Origin of the sequence: Anaerorhabdus sp., from assembly GCF_036641015.1 — a bacterium.
Classification (GTDB): Bacteria; Bacillota_I; Bacilli_A; order Erysipelotrichales; family Erysipelotrichaceae; genus Anaerorhabdus.
Genome location: NZ_JAVWFO010000013.1, coordinates 1 through 17,665 on the forward strand (window position 1 = coordinate 1; position 17,665 = coordinate 17,665).

Consider the following 17,665-nt stretch of genomic DNA (forward strand, 5'->3'; position numbering starts at 1 on the left):
AGACTTGAGGCATATTTTACTTTAGCACTACTATTTATCAGTATCTTTTTTATTTTTAGTTTTCCGTTGTTAGTTAGATTAAAGGAAAAAGGCTATAGTACATTTAAACTAATTTGCGGATTTGGATTAGTTTGTACTATTATACTAATTCTGTTTGTTACTTTGTTTTATATGCCGATTGAACTTACTCGACCATCAATAGAAAATATAAATATAAAACCTTTTCTCTGGCTTGAACAATTGAATAATGTAGATCAATTTGTTGTTGAAAAGATACCTAATGTACTACTGTTTATTCCTTTTGGATTTTTACTACCTATTGTATTTAAGAGAGTTAACAAATGGTATATTTTACTTACCATAACTTTTCTTATGACATTTACTATTGAATTTATTCAAAGTTTTATAGGTAGGCTAGCAGATATTGATGATATAATCATGAATTTATTTGGTGCAATGATTGGTTATGCGTTATATGTATTGATAAGATATATAACGAAAACAAGGGTTAAAGCACAAAAACAGGTAATGAAACAGCACAAAAACAGGTAATGAAATGCCACAAAAACAGGTAATGAAACACCACAAAAACAGGTAATGGAGTTGAAAAAGTCTTTTAAATAGCCTATAATAAGCATAGAGGTAAAACGATGAAAAGTTATAAAAATAGAATAATTGATAAAGAGTTAGAGTCAAACATGAGTATCTTTGGTGCCACGCTGATTGTTGGTCCAAAATGGTGTGGAAAAACAACGACAGGATTAAATATAGCCAAAAGTGTCTTAAGACTACAAGATCCAGATAATAGGGAAGAATATCTAAAAACAGCAAGTATAAAACCATCCGCACTACTAAAGGGTGATACGCCGCGTTTAATTGATGAGTGGCAAGATGCACCAGTTTTGTGGGATGCTGTTCGTTTAGAGGTAGATCAAAGACAAGAAGTTGGACAATTTGTCTTAACAGGGTCAACAACAATTAACAAAGAAAATATAAAACATAGTGGAGTTGGAAGAATTGCTAAAGTAAAAATGTATCCAATGAGTTTATATGAGTCAAATGAGTCAAACGGAAAAATATCAATGGCAAATCTCTTTGAAAATGAAATGAGAGATATTACTGGTATAGAGAGCGAATTAACAATAGAGGACTTAATTTTCGCAGCATGTAGGGGTGGTTGGCCATCAGCATTGGATATAGCGGACAATAGAGCATTGAGAATTGCAAAAGAATACTTAAATAATATTTGTGATATTGATATTTCGATAGTGGATGGTATAAGTAGAAACCCGATGTTGGCTAAACAAATAGTTAGATCATATGCAAGAAATATTTCAACATTTGCTAAGAAAACAGTGATACTTAATGATATAATTCAAAATACTGAAAGCATAACAATTAAGACTTTGGAATCATATTTAACAGCTCTTTCTAATTTGTATGTGATAGAAGATGTTCCAGCGTGGTCACCAGCAATCCGCTCTGCTAGTGCAATAAGAAGTGGTGATAAACGTGAATTTACAGATCCTTCTATTGCGGTTGCAGCTATGGGGTTAACGCCAGAGCAATTAATAACAAATTTAAATACATTCGGTTTTATTTTTGAATGTTTATGTATTCGAGATTTGCGAGTTTACACCCAGAAACTTGGAGGTAGATTATCATATTATCATGACAGGTATGGCCTTGAAGCTGATGCTGTGATACATTTGGACAATGGAAAATATGCACTAATTGAGTTTAAATTAGGTAGTAAGGAAATAGAAATGGGAGCTAGCCATTTAATTGAGTTAAAAGAGCTAATTATAAAAAATAATGAAATCAAGACAGAAAAAATGAGAGTGCCTGATTTGTTAATCGTCATAACAGGAGGCAAAATTGCATATCGTCTTGATAATGGGGTTTTGGTAATACCGATCGGTTGTCTAAAGGATTAAAAATGTTATGATTATAACGGTTAGTGAGGTAGTGTTTACTTCCAATAATTTTGATATCATTATTGTAGGTTCTGGTCATGTGGTGTAGAAGCAGCACTCGCATTTGTGCATTATAATAAGAAAATATCATAAATTACATTAAGCGTAGTAAACATTTTCGAGCATTAAGTGAGTATAGATTTAAACTTTAATTTGAAGTACTTACTGAACACCTGTTATTGGAAGATGCAATGGATTTGTTAAACTAGAAAATGATATACCGATAAATCATATCGAGTTAACAAAGAAAATTGTTGAGTTTGCTGAATCAGAATTAAATACTAAATTTGATGACACTATCTTCATTGTACTCGCGGATCACATTAATTTTGCAATTAAAAGAGCAAGAGAAAATGATGAAGTCACAACAAGAACTTGATTACTTTATTCAAGTCCACTGTAAAGGGGACCAATAGACTGTGTTAGCGCAGCTTCAGCAGAATTTTCGAAAAGATATGGATTTATATATGTAGATCGAAACGATGATGGTTCGGGAACGTTAGAAAGATATAAGAAAAAAAGTTTTGATTGGTATAAAAAGGTAATTACTTCCAACGGTTCAGATAGATAAAAACAAAAGAGTTCTCTATTTTTATATGTGATATAAAGGTAGAGAACTTTTCTTATGCGATAGAATTATATATTTAAATAGTTAAGAAACTCACAAATAAAGAAGGTATAAAATATGATATGATTGTATAGAAATAAAGAGAGGTTGTGAGTTTGTGAGTGCATCCAATAATTTTGATATTATCGTTGTAGGTGCTGGGCATGCCGGTGTAGAAGCAGCGCTCGTATCTGCACGTTGTAATAAGAAAACTGCATTAGTTACATTAAGCATAGAGAACATAGCTAAGATGCCATGTAATCCATCAATAGGAGGGCCAGCTAAAGGAATAGTTGTTCGAGAAATTGATGCGTTAGGTGGTCAAATGGGAATCACTGCAGATAAAACAGCGTTACAGTTTAAAATGTTAAATACAACAAAAGGTCCGGGTGTACAATCTTTGCGTGTACAATCAGATAAGATAGAATATTCAAAAATGATGCAAGATATTTGTTTGCATCAAGAAAATTTAACGGTTGTTGAAGGGCAAGTAAAATGCTGCAATTTCAAGGATCAAACAGTGACAGGAATTACTATGATGAATGGTGATGTGATAGATAGTAAAATTGTGATTCTGACTACTGGGACTTACATGTCGAGTTTAGTTATGGTATCTAAGAATGTTACAGAAAGTGGGCCGGATTCAGAACCTACAACACATGATCTATCTGCTTCATTACGTGAAGCAGGATTAGAAACATTTCGACTAAAAACAGGAACACCACCGCGTGTGAAAACAGATACAATTGATTTTTCTAAAACAGAAATACAACCAGGCACAGAACAATTTGTTTCCTTTAGCACTAGTACAAAAGAGATACTTCCTTTTGATCAACAAGTTGTTTGTTACTTGACATATACAGCACCAAAAACACATGAAATTATTAAAGAAAACTTACATAAATCTAGTATGTATTCAGGAGTAGTTAAAGGAGTTGGACCTAGATATTGTCCATCTATTGAAGATAAGTTAGTTCGTTTTTCTGATAAGGAAAGACATCAACTATTCTTAGAACCAGAATCACTACAATTAGATACAACTTATGTACAAGGATTCTCCACATCATTGCCTCATGAAATTCAAGAGGAAATGGTTCATTCATTACCTGGATTAGAAAATGCAGTGATAGAAAAGTATGCATATGCAATAGAATATGATGCAATTGATCCGTTACAACTAAAACCAACATTAGAAACCATGAAGATAGAAAACTTATTTACTGCAGGACAAATCAATGGAACATCAGGCTATGAAGAAGCTGCAGGTCAAGGGTTAATGGCAGGAATAAATGCGGTGTGTAAGTTAAACAAAGAAGAACCAGTAGTACTGGGAAGAGATGAAGCTTATATTGGTGTAATGATAGATGATTTGGTTACTAAAGGAACAATTGAACCATATCGTTTATTAACATCAAGAGCTGAATTTAGGTTACTACTAAGACACGATAATGCTGATCAAAGATTAATGGAAAAGGGTTATAAACTTGGAATTATCAATGAAGAGCGTTATCAAGAATTTTTAGAAAAAATGAATAGAATTAATGAATGTAAAGCGAAATTAAAAGAAATAAGATTCACACCAAAAGATTCAATTAATAATTATTTGAATGAAATTGGATATGATAAATTGACCGAAGGCATTACAGGATATGATTTATTAAAACGACCTAATGTTGAGTGTCAAAAACTATGTCAGGAAATTAACTTTGATATTGATGCATTAATCTCAAGACAAGTAGAAATTGAAGTTAAGTATGAAGGATATATTAGTAAAGCATTAAAGGAAGCAAGTCGACTTAATCAAATGGAAAAGGTAATATTACCCGAAGATATAAATTATTTAGCTATTGATAATTTGTCACTAGAAGGTAAACAAAAATTAGAGAAGATTCGTCCTAGAACGATGGGTCAAGCTTCAAGAATATCTGGTGTTAATCCAGCAGATATTGCGGTACTTGCGATTACACTTGAACAAAGACGTAGAAAGAAGGGTAACAATGAAAATTAATGAAGTTATCAATAATGTAGAAGTATTTGGTATTGAAAGTGCAGTACGAGGAAGTAAATATCCAATGGCTACAGATACAAATGCAGTAACAGGAGACGTAACACCTACAACATTTAAACTGGCGTCTAGTCGAGTAGGAGAAGGACATGATAATTTCTTAAATGGTATCATTGTTCAATTTGATTTAACATTTACTAATAAAGTGTGGGTTGAACTTGAAAGATATCATTTTATTGATTTCATTAGTAGTCAATCTACAATGCATCGTATATGTCGCTTTGATATGGATAATGCATTCATTGAATATGTTGATCCTCGTATGATAGAAATCATGAAAGAAAAAACAAAAGCTTACAATGACTTACAAGCTGAAATTAAGAAACTTCAAGAAGAAGGTGCAGATGTTAAGGAATTGAATGAAAAAGCTAAACTTATGTATTTGGAAGTGTTATATTCTAATCCTGCGGGATTTAAGATTACCGCTCGTATGACGACAAATTATCGTCAATTAAAGACAATCTATTTACAAAGAAGAACTCATCGTCTTCCTGAATGGCATGCATTCTGTGATTGGGTAGAAACACTACCTTACAGTGAATTTATTTTACCTAAGAAGGATTAATAAATATTATCTATTCAAGGAGCAAGTTTTGAAAGTTATTTAGTTTAAAACAATTAAAGATTACTAAAACTGCCTTTTCGCAGTTTTTCTTTTAGTTTAGATAAAATAATATTTACTTAAAGTAAAGGTTGTTTTCCTATGTCTAATATTAATGATAAAATGATAAGTACCAGGAGAAATAAAATGATAAACAAAATTTGTAAGATTGTGTTGGTAAGTTTATTACTTATGTCATGTTCAAGTAAAAAAGAAGCAATTCATATTCCGTTACCAAATGAAGTTAAAGGTATGTGGTTTTCATATGTTGATTATCAAACATTTTTAAAAGATACTCCTAAAGATAAGATAGAAAAAAAGATAGAGGGTATTCTTGCTAATTGTGAAAGTATAGGAATTAATACAATTATTGTACATGCTGTGGCATTTACTGATTCATTTTATAATTCAAAGATTTATCCTGTATCAAATAAGCTAAATCAAAAAGATATTGATTATCTAAAGATATTTGTTGATGAAGCACACGAAAGAAACATGCATGTAGAAGCTTGGATTAATCCTATGAGATCGGTATCAAACGATGAAGTAGGAAAGTGGGATAATGAGTTTATATTAAACAAATGGATAAATGAAGGTAGTGATAATATTAAATTATTTGAAGATCGATACTACTTGAATATAGCTACCGAGGATAGTCAAAACTTAATAATAAGTGTAGTTGAAGAGATAGTTGATAACTATGATGTGGATGGCATTCATATGGATGATTACTTTTATCCAGCAAAGGTAGATGATTCATTTGATAGTAATCAGTACACAGGTAGTTCATTTACGGATATAGGTGAATTCAGAAGGTATCAAGTAAATACTTTAGTTGAAAAGATATACAATGTAGTGCATCAAAAGAATTTGGCGTTTGGTATAAGTCCTTCAGGTAATATTGAATACTCTAGGGATATTATTTTTGGGGATACAGAAGCATGGATAGCTAAAGGAATAGTGGATTATGTAACGCCACAAATTTATTGGGGTTTCACTAATAAAAACAAGCCTTTTGAGCCAACATTGCAAGAATGGCAAACGCTAGTTGATAATACAAATGTCAAACTAATTGCAGGATTAGCGGCGTATAAAGTAGGAATAGCAAGCAACGATAGTGATAATGATGAATGGTTAAATGATTCAGAAATTCTATTAAAACAAATACAATCAAGTAAAAATACCAATAATTATGGTGGATATATGCTTTTCTCTTATCATTCTCTTTTTGGCAAAGAAAATGAAAATATGCTCAATAATAGAAAAAATTTAGTTGAAATAGATTAAAATTTGGATTTAAGCTGAATTGGAAATAATTGGGAAATAATGATAGTGAATAGGGTGGAATTTTGATATAATAATGTAACGGAGGGAATCATGAAATTAGAAGAATTTATCGACGCTTGCGGAAAACAAGGATTAGAGTTATCTAGTCAACAAATACAACAGTATTGTCGTTATGCAGAGTTATTAAAAGAGTGGAACCAAAAAATGAATTTAACGGCGATTGTTGAGTTTGAAGAAGTATTAGACAAGCATTTCTATGACTCACTTTTACCCTCATTTACAACAGAAATAAGTGGTCATTTATGTGATGTAGGATCTGGAGCGGGCTTTCCATCTATTCCATTAAAGATTGCTTATCCAGAACTCAAAATAACAATACTTGAACCTTTAAAGAAAAGAGTTTTATTCTTAGAAGAAGTTAAACATGAATTAGGTTTAGATGGTGTACATTGTTTAGATGTACGAGCTGAAGATTATGCAGTAAAAAACAGAGAAACATTTGATGTTGTTACTGCAAGGGCTGTTGCAAACTTAAATATGTTAGCAGAATTATGTATTCCCCTTGTTAAAAAAGGTGGAATTTTCTTAGCAATGAAAGGATCAAGTGGAAATGAAGAACATGCAAGTGCATTACAAGCAGTAACAAAACTTGGATGTGTCTTAGAAAAAGTCGAAACTAGAACATTGTTGGACGGTTCAAGTCGTATTAATTTGTTCTATAGGAAAGAAAAAGAAACCCCTAAAGGTTATCCTAGAATGTTTGCAAAAATTAAAAAGAATCCACTTTAAAAGGAGTATCATGAGAGAAATTTTAAATATTGAAGTAAATAGAATTAGACCGAATCGTTATCAGCCAAGATTAGAATTTGATCAACAAGCTTTACAAGAACTTGCAAATTCTATCAAAGAAAATGGCTTGATTCAGCCTGTTACAGTAAGAGAGTATAATGATAGCTATGAGATCATAGCGGGCGAAAGAAGATTTAGAGCTTGTCAGTTAGCTGGTTTTACAACAATACCTTGTTATATAATGACACCTACTGAGGAACAAGCAGCTCAAATGGCATTAGTTGAAAATGTGCAAAGAGAAAACTTAACAGCAATTGAAGAAGCACGTGCTTATGTTCAAATCATGCGACAAGCATCATTAACACAAGAAGAAGTTGCTAAAAAAATTGGTAAGACACAATCAACTGTTGCTAATAAAATACGTTTATTAAATCTACCTGAAGAAATTAGAGAAGGTATATTACAAAGACAAATTACAGAAAGACATGCAAGGGCATTATTAAGTTTAAGCGGTGAAAAGCAAATAGAGGCATATCATAACATTGTGGATAGACAATATAATGTTAGACAAGCTGAAGGTTACATTGAAGAGTTAAGAGATGATAAACCAAAGAAAAAGAAACAATCTACAAAAGGGTTTACACGTAATGTTCAAATTGGGATTAATAGTGTAAATCAATGTGTTCAATTAATAAAGAAAACAGGAATTGATGTAACAACCGAAATGGATGAAACATTAACTGATGTAAGAATTATCGTTAAATTTCCTAAATAGTGAGGATGGTGGCATATGGGGAAAATAATTGCAATAGCTAACCAAAAAGGTGGAGTTGGTAAAACAACAACTAGTATCAATTTATCGGCGGGGTTGGCTTATCTTGGTAAAAAAGTACTAATGGTAGATTTTGACCCACAAGGTAATGCATCACAAGGAATAGGTGCAAATAAGAAAAAACATGATTTAACAGTCTATGAGGTTTTATTGGGTGATACTTCTGCAAGGGATGCAATTGTAAAACTAAAAATTCCACCATGTTCAATTATCCCAGCTAATATTAATTTAGCAGGTGCAGATTTAGAGATGGCAGAATTTAAAGTAGGAAGAGAAAAACTTTTAAGAAACAAATTAGAAGTGATTAAGGATGATTTTGATTTCATTATTATTGATTGTCCACCTTCATTAGGATTGTTGAATACTAATGCTTTAACTGCTGCGGATTCAGTTATAATTCCAGTACAATGTGAATATTATGCACTAGAAGGATTAACACAATTACTAAGCACTATTCGTTTAGTTCAACGTTTATTTAATCCATCTTTAACAATTGAAGGTGTATTATTAACTATGTTTGATGCACGTACTAAACTATCAGTTGAAGTACAACAAGAAGTACGTAAGTATTTTAAGGAAAGAGTGTATAAGAGCTTTATTCCTAGAAATATTAAATTGTCTGAAGCACCTAGCCGTGAGCAAACAATTTTTGAATATGAAGTAAGATCAGAAGGTGCAAAGGCTTATGCATCACTTGCTAAAGAAGTGATTAACAGTTCCGATAAGGAGGTTAAGGCATGAGTGTAGAAAAGAAAAAAGGTTTAGGCAAAGGATTGGAAGCAATCTTTGGCGAAGACATGATGGAAGCTATCGAAGACATACAACAAGGTAAAGTTGATGCAGGTGGTAAAACAAATGAAATCGCACTTGCAGAGATTAGACCAAATCCATATCAACCTCGTAAAATATTTGATGAATCAGCATTAAATGATTTAGCTGAGTCTATTCGTGAACATGGTGTATTCACACCTATCTTACTTCGTAAGAGTGTTCAAGGATATGAAATAATTGCAGGGGAAAGAAGATGGCGTGCAAGCAAAATTGCTAAGAAAGAAACAATTCCAGCAATTATAATGGATTTCACGGATGCCCAAATGATGGAAATATCAATTCTTGAAAATGTGCAACGTGAAGACTTAAATCCACTAGAAGAAGCAAGTGCGTATCAACATCTTGCAGAAAGATTGGAATATACACAAGAAGTATTAGCACAACGTGTTGGTAAATCTCGTACATATGTTACAAACATTATGCGTTTATTAAAACTTCCTCAACCAATTCAACAAATGGTTACTGAAAAGAAGTTATCAATAGGACATGTAAGACCACTAGTTACAATTGAAGATGAAGACCTAGCGATAGAAATTGCTGAGAAAGCTTGTAAAGAAGGATTATCAGTACGCTCAGTAGAAGCTTTAACAAAGGAATTAGCTGAAAATAACAATAATAAGAAAACTAAAGTTAAGCCATTAAAGAAAAAAGATCCAAATTTAGTTTATGTAGAAAATTTAATGGAGCTTAAACTTCAAACTTATGTGACTTTAGAAAAGAATGAAATAAGAATCAAATATACTAGTGATAGTGATTTAAATAGAATTCTTGAATTGCTAGGATGTATCGAAGAATAGGGAAACCTATTCTTTTTAATATTATAAAACCTCGTATGCTATTCAGAGCTTACGAGGTTTATGTTGGATTATAATTCAATATTTATTTTTTGTTTAGCGTAATGTTTGGCTTGAGCATTCCATAAATTATAATATAAACCACAATTTTTAAGTAATTGATTATGGTTTCCTATTTCAATTAACTTACCTTGATCTAAAACTAATATCTCATCGCAAAATATGCAACTACTCATTCTATGAGATATAAATATAGAAGTTTTATTTTTAACAATATCATTAAATTCTTTATAAATTTCTGCTTCTGAAACAGGATCAAGGGATGCAGTTGGTTCATCCATTATTATGAATGGGGCATCTTTATATAAAGCTCTTGCAATGGTTATTTTTTGTTGTTCGCCACCGGACAAATTAATTCCCATTTCAGCATCACTGTTTATAAAAGTTTTTATGCCATCTTTAAATGATTCAATACGATCAATGATATGCAAGTCAGACAAAATATTTCTAATTTTGTTTTCATCAATTAACTCACCACAAGCAATATTCTCGCCAATTGGATATGAAAATAATTGAGAATCTTGAAATACAACAGAAAATATTTGTATATATTCATTGAAATCATATTTATTTATATTTATACCATTCAAAAGTATTTCTCCAGATGTAGGTTCATATAGCTTAGTTAATAGCTTTACTAGTGTAGTCTTACCCGCACCGTTAAGTCCTACTAAAGCAATTCTTTGACCTAATTTAAATTTATAATTTATATTATCTAAAATTAGATGTTCAGTACCAGGGTATTTAAATGATAAATTTTTTATTTCAATTTCATATTCGTTATCATCTCTTTTTTCAATAGGTAAAGTTCCGACATAATATTTACTTGGTTCACGAATAAATTTTTCGTTTTCACTTAGATATTCATCTCTGAAAGATATATCTTGATAAAATTGAATAGTCTTAAGAACATATTGCGAGAATTGCGTAATGGCGCCAACATACATAAAGACATTTCCTATAGATATAACACCGAAAATAGCTTTAGCAGCTACAAAGATATATGCGATTGCTGAAAATATCATATTAATAAAATCAATAACAGATGAACTCTTTCCTCGTATTACACCCCAATTTGAATACATTGGTAATAACTTATATAAGTATTTATTTAAGTAGTAAGAAAATAAACTATTTAGATTATAAATACGTGAATCATTTGCAGATTCTTTCCTAGTATACATATTATACAGATAGTTAGAAAGAGTATTAACACGCATATTATCTTTTGCTAAGTTATTCATTTTTACAGTAGCATTCTTTTGGATTTGAATAGAAACAATGAATACGATAATATATATTAAGATGATAACAATAGATGACCAATATGATGTAAAGAAATTAGTAGAGTCAGAACTTACTTGAAAGAATAAAAGTAATATAAATATAAATGCAATTACTGATGCAAATAAATTTTTCAGAAAATTATAAATGCAAATTATTAAATATCCAACACCACCACTACCGTTTTTAGCGCTTTCTAAATATCTTAATTTTTCAGTGACTATAGGATCTTCAAACTCTTGGTAAGATAACGTAAAAGATTTATTTAGTGTTTCAGATTCAAATACATCTTCTGCAAATTCAGCAACAGCTTCAATCATTTGATCACAATATTTACTTACTATTGAAAAAATAAACGTACTTATTGTAAGCGCTAATACATAATTAAAGGCAATATCAAAAGATTTTTGAAGAATTGAATCAAGAATAAGAGAACTAAACAATAAAGAAATAAAAGGAATTATTGAAAAACTAATTGCACCAATAAAAAGAAACAAGACTAGTTGATTTTCCTTTGAAGCAATCTTAACTATCCGAATACAATCAGATAAGATTTGTTTGAATTTCATTAGTTTCACATCCTTCCTCGTAATACTGACTTTGTATTTTAAACATTTTTGCATATAATCCATTTAAGTTTATTAATTCATCATGGTTACCACTCTCTGTAATTTTACTATTACTAAGAACAAGTATTTTGTCGCAAAATTTTGTTGAAGATAATCTATGAGAAATAAATAATGAAGTAGCGTATTTAATAGTTTCATCATATAAAGCGTAAACTTTATTTTCTGCAATAGCATCAAGAGCGGCAGTTGGTTCATCTAATAAAAATAAAGCATTATGATGATATAAAGCTCTTGCTAGAATTACTTTTTGTATTTCCCCGCCAGATAAGTTAATGCCATTTTCATTGATTTCAGTTCCTATATATGTATGGTATCCATCAACTAGACTATTTATTTTATCGCTTAATCCAGCTTCATTAACAACACGCTCTAATCTGGTATAATCAATTTTATTAGATGGAACGCATGCAATATTTTCGCATATTGGAGTAGACATAATTAAAGAATCCTGGAAAACACATGAACAATATTTTAAATACTCTTTTTGATTTAAATCATTCAAAGGCATATCGTTAATAAGTATTATTCCAGAAGTAGGGGTATAAAAACCACATATGAGTTTTACAATAGTTGATTTCCCTGCGCCATTAATACCAACTAATGCCACTTTTTCACCATGATTGATTTTAAAAGAAACATTATCAAGGATTAATCTATCGGATTCCGGATAACTAAAGCTGACATTTTTAAATTCAATAGATATTGAATCAACTGAAGAAATATTCTCGCCAAATTGATTTTCGGTAGTTTTATAATCAAGGATATAGCGCATATTATTCATATAACTACTATCTGCATATAAATTACCAGATATAGTTGCAATATCACTTACCCATTTTGAAATACCAATTATTATTCCTATATACAATACAAATAATGAAGGATCAAGACCATTTTTCAATTGAATTATTAAGTATCCATAGCACAATATATCTCTTATAAACTGTATAATAATTCCTATAAACTCATATCTAAAGTAATTAAGTTTAATTCTTTTATTACCTTCATAAAGTTTTTTAGAAGCTTGATGATGTTTTCCCAATAACCAATTTCCTAATTCATATATACGTATGTCTTTAGCTGCTTTTGTATCACATTTTATTTTTATAAAATATTCCCATTGCTTATAAATGGATGAAATAATTTCTTCAGTAATTTTATTATCATCTTTAACTGCTTTATTAAAAAATGAAAAATGAAATAAAGTTAATACAATAAGAATTACAACTATCCATCCATTTAAACTAGATGCAATACCACAGTAAATTATAAATCCTATTATAGAGCTAATAAGTGCAGTAAATTTAATATGAAAATCTTCAACACCTCTAGAATTGCTATTTAAAGCATGAGTACCAGCATAATATGCTTGTTTAAAAGATTCACTTTCCCAATCACTTAGTGGAACTGTAATAGCCTTTTCTTGATACTCAACAAATATCAATTGTCGATATGAGATATATCTAAAAAAATTTCTTTTAGACACATAAGAATTAATTGCTGAAACAAAACCATAACCTATAAAAATAAAAAAGCATAATAAAACCATATCATTAATTGTTATTCCATTTTGCAATGAATTGACTATTAATGAAGGTATTAATACTGCAATTATAGGAGTAAGAACAGCAAAAATAATTTCTATAATTTGAAATATTATTTGTTTTCTTTGTAATTGATATAATTTTCTATAAGAAAATATTAAATTACTTATAAAGCCATAATTATTTTTCATTTATATCACCTCGAAACAATCATAAATAATATTTAGTAATAAATATAAAAAGTACATGAAATGTTTTATAACGTGCATGAAATGTTATTTAAGAGGTAATAAAATTTCAGTAACAAATACACCAGGTTCATTTTTACGATTAATATATCCTTCATATTTATAAATAATATTATTAATTCGTTTCAAACCATGTCCATGGTTACCACGTTTATTTGTAATATACTCATTATCTAATTTTCTTATAGTCTCATTTGTAGAGTTAGATATAGAAATATAGAACTGTTCTTTAAGTTGACCAATGTAAATACGAATAAATTTATTAGTATGCATTTTTGAACAACTTTCATAAGCATTATCCAAAAGATTTCCAATTAAAGCACATAGGTCAATATCTGAGATTACAAGATTATCAGGTACAAGTACTTTGTAATTTAGTTGAATTGATTCATCCAACATTATTAAAGAAAGTTTTGAATTCATTATTGCATCAAAGTTTAAATTTCCGGTTTCAACAATTTGCTTAATATCTTTTAATTCATCTTCTAATTCATATAAATATTTATTTGCTTCATCAATCTGATTGAACTTTAATTTTGCTTTTAATGACTGTAAATGATTATGGAAATCATGTCGCCAACCACGCATTTGAGTATATATATTTTGTACTTCTAATATTTGCTGATCCAACACTTTGTTTTGATAATTGGCTGTTTTTTCTTCGAGTAAACGGGCATCTAAAAATTTAGAATCAATAGCTAAAACAAATAAAAGATATTGTAAAAATAACAAAATGATATTTATATTTGAGTAAGATAAAAATAATAATAGAAACTGTAGTAACACATATAATAGAAAATAACGATTACTAAATTTTAAATCACTTTGCAAATAAATAGATATTAATAATATATTTATAAAAATAATTATATTTAAGTTTAAACTAAAAAAATGGAAAATAAAATAAGATAAAAAAGATATTAATAAATAACTATATTTAATTAAATTAGAATAATCTTTCAATGTTATAAATGAAATGTAACACGAAAATAAAAACGTTAAAAATAATAGCATCATAACTTATCCCTCATATTAAATTTAATAAATTCAGAATTAATAAAGTTAATTCTATTTCTACTAACTGGGATTTCAATATTACTTATTAAGTAAATTGAAGTTTTAGTAATTTTAGTAATTTGAGAAATATTAACAATGTAAGATCGATGTGGTTGAATAAAGTCTGAGTTAAGTAATTTCATAAAATCAGAAATATTTTCTTTGAATTTAAAACGAGTAGTTTTAGTTTGTATCAACAAATAGTGTTGTTGTGATTCAACGTATTGGATTTCATCACTATATATTTTAACTATTTCTCCATCTACTTTAAGAATTATTTCGTTTCTTTTGATAGGTTCTTTAATAGTTTTTAAAACATTACATATTTGATCCAATGTTATAGGTTTCATAAAATATCTAAAAGCATTTACCTCGTAACCTTTAAATACAAATTGATCAGTAGATGTAAGAAATATTAATATGATATCCTTATCATATTTCCTAATTGTTTCTGCAAGTTGAATCCCTGATACTTCTTTCATTTGGATATCAATAAACAAACAATTGTATGGAAATGAAATTGGATGCTCAAAAAGAAACTCCTCAGCACAACTAAAAGTATGGATAGTTCCACTAAGATTAAGTAAAATTAAAGCTTCATTAATTAAAGCCGTATATGATTGTAACAGTGATGTATCATCATCAATTAATGCAATTTCCATATGGGTACCTCTTTTATATTATAATAGTTAATCTATATAATTCACATATAAAAATATAACTTCACTTTATATGGGTGATTTGAGATAATATGCAGGTAGATTAGAGGGGTAGTTAGTATGAATAAGAAATATATCTTCTTTGATATTGACGGAACATTAACATCACACACTATTAGAAATCACATCAGTGACTCTACTTTTTTGGCGATTAAGAAGTTAAGAGAGAATGGACATTTTATATCATTGGCTACAGGAAGAGCGGTCTTTCTTACTAAAGAGATTGCAGAAAAGACTACCATTGAAAGTTTAGTATGTGAAGGTGGTAATGGATTAATTGTTGATGGTGAATTAGTAGCGTATGAACCTATTAATATTGATTTAGCTAAAGATATCTTAAGACAATGTGATGAACTTGGAATAGGCTGGGCTGTATCAAATGTAGATAATCCTTTACTAATTACTAGGAGTGAAGACGTTAAAACAAGTTTCAGTGTAACGTCGTTTATAAGAAAAATTGAAGTTCATAAAGACTATGACTATAATAATGAAACATCAATTCGCAGAATACTCATCGAGAACAATCAAGAAAAATATAAACAACTACAAAATATAGAAAAAATTGGTTTTATGAAATATGAGGGTAGTCCGTTTGCTTTAATAGAACCAGATAACAAGTATAAAGGAATTAGAAAATTATTGGAAATATTACAAGGAAATGAAGAAGATGTAATTGTTTTCGGTGATGGAATTAATGATATATCAATGTTTAAAGAGGCTAAAACAAGCGTAGCTATGGGTAATGCTATTGATGAATTAAAAGCAATTGCAACCTATGTTACAGATGATGCAAATAGCGATGGAATCTATAATGCATGCCTACATTTAGGTTTAATTGATTGACAATAGGTGCTATTTGTATTATAAATATATCAATTAGGAGATTTATATAAATGGACGAAGATTGTTGGCAGAATTGTCAAAACAATATCTTAATAAACACACATGCTATCATAGATAGATTTTTGTGTGTTTTTCATTTTAGGGAGATTATATGAATAATCAGTTAGTTTTTCAATTATTATTACAGGCATTTTTAATATTACTTAATGCTGTTTTCGCTTGTGCAGAAATAGCGGTTATTTCAATGAATGATGCTAGACTTGAGCAATTGGTTGGTGAAAACAATAAGAAGGCTATACGTCTTAAAAAGCTTACCAATGAACCAGCAAAGTTTTTAGCAACAATTCAAGTAGCGATTACCTTGTCAGGCTTTTTAGGAAGTGCTTTTGCAGCGGATAACTTTTCTGAAATGTTAGTAAGTTGGTTAATAAATATGGGAGTAACTCTTCCGGTATCAACATTGGATACAATCTCAGTTGTAGTTATTACATTAATTCTTTCTTACTTTACTTTAGTATTTGGCGAGTTAGTGCCAAAGCGTTTGGCAATGAAAAAAGCGGAACAACTAGCTTTAGGAATGTCAAAACTAATAACTACAATATCAGGGTTATTTAGACCGATTGTTTGGTTTTTAACAGCTTCTACAAATGGAATTCTTAGATTATTAGGAATAGATCCTAATCAAGAAGATGAAGAAGTTAGTGAAGAAGAAATAAGAATGATGGTTGATATTGGTAATAAAAAAGGTGTAATTGAAAAAGAAGAAAAAGAAATGATTCAAAATGTATTTGAGTTTAATGATACTGAATTGTCAGAAATAGCGACTCATCGACTAGATGTAAAAGCATTGCAAATAACTGATGACTTGGATGTATGGGAAAATGAAATGCAAGAAAGTAGATATTCATACTATCCAATATGTGAAGGTACTGTTGATAAAATAGTAGGTGTATTAAACGTAAAAGATTACTTTAGATTAAAAAATAAAACCAAGGAAGTCGTAGTGAACAAATTAATACGACCTGTTCAATATGCATTAGAAACAATGACTGCAGATGTATTGTTTAAAAAAATGCGTGCAACTAAAAACCATTTTGCAGTAGTTCTTGATGAATATGGCGGAATGTTTGGAATTATAACAATGAATGATTTACTGGAAGAATTAGTAGGAGATTTAGAGAATGATATTTACCAAAAGGATGATGAGGATATTGTTCAAATATCTAATAATACCTGGGAAATATTTGGTAACGCAACTTTAGAAGACGTTTGTGAAAGAACGGGAGTTTGTTTGCCAATGGATACTTATGATACATTTGGAGGATTTATATTTGGTACCTTTGAAGAACTGCCTAAAGTAGGAGCTAATTTTGATTTAGCTGAGTATCATCTGAAGGTTGAAATTAAGGAAATCAAGAATTATCGTATAGAAAAAGCAATAGTAGTAAAAACAGAAGAATAGTTAATTTATATAAAAGCAATCATACTCATGCTATAATT

Annotated in this window: 16 protein-coding genes and 1 pseudogene; 13 read left to right on the top strand and 4 right to left on the bottom strand. The window is 29.7% G+C overall.

Features of this window, described 5'->3' with window-relative positions; genetic code table 11:
- The 11 genes and pseudogenes from RR430_RS03260 to RR430_RS03305 all read left to right on the top strand — a co-directional run.
- The coding region (locus RR430_RS03260) for a VanZ family protein (RefSeq protein WP_332508625.1) at positions 1 to 552 on the top strand (552 nt) is incomplete at its 5' end.
- A 98-nt stretch (positions 553 to 650) separates the two neighbouring features.
- Complete coding sequence (locus RR430_RS03265) at positions 651 to 1,937, top strand: ATP-binding protein (RefSeq protein WP_332508627.1); 1,287 nt, start codon at positions 651 to 653, stop codon at positions 1,935 to 1,937.
- Positions 1,938 to 2,226: 289 nt separating this feature from the next.
- Complete coding sequence (locus tag RR430_RS09310) at positions 2,227 to 2,355, top strand: PRD domain-containing protein (protein ID WP_332488832.1); 129 nt, start codon at positions 2,227 to 2,229, stop codon at positions 2,353 to 2,355.
- A gap of 27 nt (positions 2,356 to 2,382) precedes the next feature.
- Positions 2,383 to 2,547: pseudogene (locus RR430_RS09315) on the top strand (family 1 glycosylhydrolase); the annotation flags it as partial.
- 154 nt (positions 2,548 to 2,701) lie between these two features.
- Positions 2,702 to 4,591 (top strand): tRNA uridine-5-carboxymethylaminomethyl(34) synthesis enzyme MnmG, encoded by a 1,890-nt coding sequence (gene mnmG / locus RR430_RS03275; protein ID WP_332508629.1) that lies wholly within the window; start codon positions 2,702 to 2,704, stop codon positions 4,589 to 4,591.
- Positions 4,581 to 5,213, top strand: coding sequence for a hypothetical protein (locus tag RR430_RS03280; protein WP_332487551.1), 633 nt, complete (start codon positions 4,581 to 4,583; stop codon positions 5,211 to 5,213). The genes mnmG and RR430_RS03280 overlap by 11 nt, the downstream gene beginning before the upstream one ends.
- A 183-nt stretch (positions 5,214 to 5,396) precedes the next feature.
- Entirely contained in the window at positions 5,397 to 6,536 is a 1,140-nt protein-coding gene (locus RR430_RS03285) for a glycoside hydrolase family 10 protein (protein ID WP_332508631.1), read from the top strand.
- Positions 6,537 to 6,626: 90 nt separating this feature from the next.
- Positions 6,627 to 7,325: a 16S rRNA (guanine(527)-N(7))-methyltransferase RsmG gene (gene rsmG / locus RR430_RS03290; RefSeq protein ID WP_332487553.1), complete on the top strand. Its 699-nt coding sequence runs from the start codon at positions 6,627 to 6,629 to the stop codon at positions 7,323 to 7,325.
- A 10-nt stretch (positions 7,326 to 7,335) separates the two neighbouring features.
- Positions 7,336 to 8,100 carry a nucleoid occlusion protein gene (gene noc / locus RR430_RS03295; protein WP_332487554.1) on the top strand — a complete coding sequence of 255 codons (765 nt, stop codon included), beginning with the start codon at positions 7,336 to 7,338 and terminating at the stop codon, positions 8,098 to 8,100.
- A gap of 15 nt (positions 8,101 to 8,115) precedes the next feature.
- Positions 8,116 to 8,898, top strand: coding sequence for a ParA family protein (locus tag RR430_RS03300; RefSeq protein ID WP_332487555.1), 783 nt, complete (start codon positions 8,116 to 8,118; stop codon positions 8,896 to 8,898).
- Positions 8,895 to 9,785: a ParB/RepB/Spo0J family partition protein gene (locus tag RR430_RS03305; RefSeq protein WP_332487557.1), complete on the top strand. Its 891-nt coding sequence runs from the start codon at positions 8,895 to 8,897 to the stop codon at positions 9,783 to 9,785. Before RR430_RS03300 ends, RR430_RS03305 begins: the two co-directional genes overlap by 4 nt.
- Positions 9,786 to 9,853: 68 nt before the next feature.
- Here RR430_RS03305 and RR430_RS03310 read toward each other — a convergent pair whose 3' ends face one another.
- The 4 genes from RR430_RS03310 to RR430_RS03325 all read right to left on the bottom strand — a co-directional run bounded on the left by RR430_RS03310 (position 9,854) and on the right by RR430_RS03325 (position 15,265).
- Positions 9,854 to 11,695 (bottom strand): ABC transporter ATP-binding protein, encoded by a 1,842-nt coding sequence (locus RR430_RS03310; RefSeq protein WP_332487559.1) that lies wholly within the window; start codon positions 11,693 to 11,695, stop codon positions 9,854 to 9,856.
- Entirely contained in the window at positions 11,670 to 13,490 is a 1,821-nt protein-coding gene (locus RR430_RS03315) for an ABC transporter ATP-binding protein (RefSeq protein WP_332508633.1), read from the bottom strand. Before RR430_RS03315 ends, RR430_RS03310 begins: the two co-directional genes overlap by 26 nt.
- Positions 13,491 to 13,574: 84 nt before the next feature.
- Positions 13,575 to 14,564 carry a sensor histidine kinase gene (locus RR430_RS03320; RefSeq protein WP_332508635.1) on the bottom strand — a complete coding sequence of 330 codons (990 nt, stop codon included), beginning with the start codon at positions 14,562 to 14,564 and terminating at the stop codon, positions 13,575 to 13,577.
- Entirely contained in the window at positions 14,561 to 15,265 is a 705-nt protein-coding gene (locus RR430_RS03325; protein WP_332487563.1) for a LytR/AlgR family response regulator transcription factor, read from the bottom strand. The genes RR430_RS03320 and RR430_RS03325 overlap by 4 nt, the downstream gene beginning before the upstream one ends.
- Positions 15,266 to 15,382: 117 nt before the next feature.
- Between RR430_RS03325 and RR430_RS03330 the strand changes: the two genes are divergently transcribed.
- A complete protein-coding gene (locus RR430_RS03330) occupies positions 15,383 to 16,165 on the top strand; it encodes an HAD family hydrolase (RefSeq protein WP_332487564.1) in 783 nt (260 codons plus the stop codon).
- Positions 16,166 to 16,316: 151 nt separating this feature from the next.
- A complete protein-coding gene (locus tag RR430_RS03335; protein WP_332487566.1) occupies positions 16,317 to 17,627 on the top strand; it encodes a hemolysin family protein in 1,311 nt (436 codons plus the stop codon).
- The last annotated feature ends 38 nt before the right edge of the window (positions 17,628 to 17,665 follow it).